General features: G+C 64.6%; 2 protein-coding genes and 1 pseudogene. 1 reads left to right on the top strand and 2 read right to left on the bottom strand.

Annotated features, from left to right (window positions below):
* Window positions 1-162: 162 nt before the first annotated feature.
* Together ACI2JH_RS19455 and ACI2JH_RS19450 are read right to left on the bottom strand one after the other, a co-directional pair.
* Window positions 163-1,149 (bottom strand): malate dehydrogenase, encoded by a 987-nt coding sequence (locus tag ACI2JH_RS19455; RefSeq protein ID WP_182657600.1) that lies wholly within the window; start codon window positions 1,147-1,149, stop codon window positions 163-165.
* A 124-nt stretch (window positions 1,150-1,273) separates the two neighbouring features.
* Window positions 1,274-1,768, bottom strand: a complete 495-nt coding sequence (locus ACI2JH_RS19450) for a peptidylprolyl isomerase (protein WP_101098580.1) — start codon at window positions 1,766-1,768, stop codon at window positions 1,274-1,276.
* Window positions 1,769-2,331: 563 nt separating this feature from the next.
* Between ACI2JH_RS19450 and ACI2JH_RS19445 the strand changes: the two are divergent.
* Window positions 2,332-2,473 (top strand): annotated as a pseudogene (locus tag ACI2JH_RS19445) (GTP-binding protein); the annotation flags it as partial.
* Between the last annotated feature and the right edge of the window lie 59 nt (window positions 2,474-2,532).

Raw genomic sequence — 2,532 nt, 5'->3', positions numbered from 1 at the left:
CGCAGTTTTTGCCGTCCCCCGCTCAGCCCCACCGCCCGGCGCCCCCCAGATGCGGCTCCAGAGCCTGCCGCGAGGGGGTCCCACCCGTTCGCCACCCATCACCAGGCGAAAAAAAACGCCAGGACAAGCCCGGCGTTTCTTCGCAACAATCAAACGGGTGGATCAACCCAGCAGGTGCGCCACGGCCGCACGCTCGTCTTCCAGCTCGGCCAGGGTCTTGTCGATGTACTTCTGGCTGAACTCGTCGATCGGCAGGTCCTTGACCAGGGTGTACTCGCCATTTTCGGTGGTGACCGGGAAGCCGAAGATCACGCCTTCCGGAATGCCATAGGAACCGTCGGACGGCACGCCCATGGTCAGCCACTTGCCGTTGCTGCCCAGCACCCAGTCACGGACGTGGTCGATGGCGGCGTTGGCAGCCGACGCGGCCGAGGACGAACCGCGGGCTTCGATGATCGCCGCCCCGCGCTTGCCCACGGTCGGGATGAAGGTGCCGGCGTTCCAGTCCTGGTCGTTGATGGCCTCGGCGATGGACGCGCCATCCGCGGTGGCGAAGCGGTAATCCGGGTACATGGTCGGGCTGTGGTTGCCCCACACGACCAGCTTTTCCATGCCGGCGACCGGCTTGCCCAGCTTGGTCGACAGCTGGCTCAGCGCGCGGTTGTGGTCCAGGCGCAGCATGGCGGTGAAGTTGCGCGGGTTCAGGTCCGGCGCCGACTTCATCGCGATGTAGGCATTGGTGTTGGCCGGATTGCCGACCACCAGCACCTTGACGTCACGCTTGGCGACCTTGTTCAGCGCCGCGCCCTGGGCGGTGAAGATCTCTGCGTTGGCCTGCAGCAGATCGGCGCGCTCCATGCCCGGGCCGCGCGGACGGGCGCCGACCAGCAGGGCCACGTCGACGTCCTTGAAGGCCACTTCGGCGTTGTCGGTCCCGACGATGCCGGCCAGCAGCGGGAAGGCGCAGTCTTCCAGTTCCATGATCACGCCCTTCAGCGCGGCCTGGGCCTTTTCCATCGGCAGCTCAAGCAGCTGCAGGATGACCGGCTGGTCCTTGCCGAGCATTTCGCCGGAGGCGATGCGGAACAGCAGGGCATAGCCGATCTGGCCGGCAGCGCCGGTCACGGCAACACGAACGGGTGCTTTCATGGGGATTTCCTCTGCTAAGAAGCTAAGTAGCGATGTGGGAGACGGCCGCGCGGGCGGAGACAGGCCTGGCAGGGCGGCCGGAACATGAAAACGGCCCCCTTCACAGGGGGCCGTCGGGAAGGAATCAGGCGCTGGGAATGAGCTTGTTCCATTCCGCCACGCGCTCGGCCTGGGCGGCCAGCACGGCGTCGGTGTCGCCTTCCAGGGTGATCGAATGGATCACGTCGCCCTGCTTGACCGAATCGACGATGGCCTGGCCTTCCAGGACCTGGCCGAACACGGTGTGCTTGCCGTCCAGCCAGTCGGTCTTGATGTGGGTGATGAAGAACTGGCTGCCGTTGGTGTTCGGGCCGGCGTTGGCCATCGACAGCGAACCCACCTGGTGCTTCACACCATTCTTTTCGTCTTCGAACTTGTAGCCCGGGCCGCCGGTGCCCTGGCCCTTGGGGCAGCCGCCCTGGATCATGAAGTCCGGGATCACGCGGTGGAACACCAGGCCGTCGTAGAACTTGTGCTGGACGAGGTTCACGAAGTTGGCCACGGTCAGCGGTGCCTTGTCGGCGAACAGCTCGACCTTGATCGGGCCCTGGGTGGTGTCGAAAGTGGCGATCAGGGACATGCGGATCCTCAGGAATTCGGGTTGGAAAGGTCTAGCTCCCTAGTTTACACCCGTGATGTTCAGGGCGCGGGTACGACGATCGTTGAAGGTTCTGCAGCGGTTCTGCCTTGTGTGGCGGGGTGGGAGGGGGCGGTGCGGGGCACGCCGTGAATACATCCTTGTAGGCTCGTCGCCGCATCCATGCGGCTCTAACGGCCCCGCACCGCCCCCTCCCACCCCGCCAGACAGATGGCCGCTGCGCTGTGGGGGAAGGGAGAGCAAGGGCAAGGGCGGTCGACCGCGGCGGGCTGCTGCCGCCGGGCACGGGGACTCGCAGGCGGGGTCGGGGCTGGCCACACAGGACTCTGTGAGGCAGGAGCCGAACTGAAGCCCCCATGGAGGGGTTCACGGCGTGTCCTGTGTGGCCTGCCCCGACCCCGCCCCACCGTGGAAACGAAGCCGCTGCGCTTCCACCTGAATGGGCATCTGCCCGCGCCTGAAACAAGGTTTTCGCGAAACGGCCAGATCGCGGTATGATGATGGACTTCTTTTTCCAAATCCGGCGCCGACTGGCCCCCTTTCGCATGTCCATCGAAAATCTTCGCAACATCGCCATCGTCGCGCACGTCGACCATGGTAAGACCACCCTGGTCGATCAGCTGCTGAAGCAGTCCGGCACCCTGTCCGAGCGCACCGTCCTCGCCGAGCGCGTGATGGACATAAACGTTGATGTATAGGAAGGCTGAATTACATTCATGGTGTAGTATATGGTATGCAGTTGGTTT

This window comes from Stenotrophomonas sp. NPDC078853, assembly GCF_044901215.1.
Taxonomy (GTDB): Bacteria; Pseudomonadota; Gammaproteobacteria; order Xanthomonadales; family Xanthomonadaceae; genus Stenotrophomonas; species Stenotrophomonas lacuserhaii.
The sequence above is the reverse complement of the archived record's forward strand: the minus strand, read 5'-3'. Positions and strand labels throughout refer to the sequence as shown.

Coding starts and splice junctions, on each gene's coding strand:
- ACI2JH_RS19455 (WP_182657600.1), bottom strand. CDS start 1,149: ATGAAAGCACCCGTTCGTGTTGCCGTGACCGGCGCTGCCGGCCAGATC.
- ACI2JH_RS19450 (WP_101098580.1), bottom strand. CDS start 1,768: ATGTCCCTGATCGCCACTTTCGACACCACCCAGGGCCCGATCAAGGTC.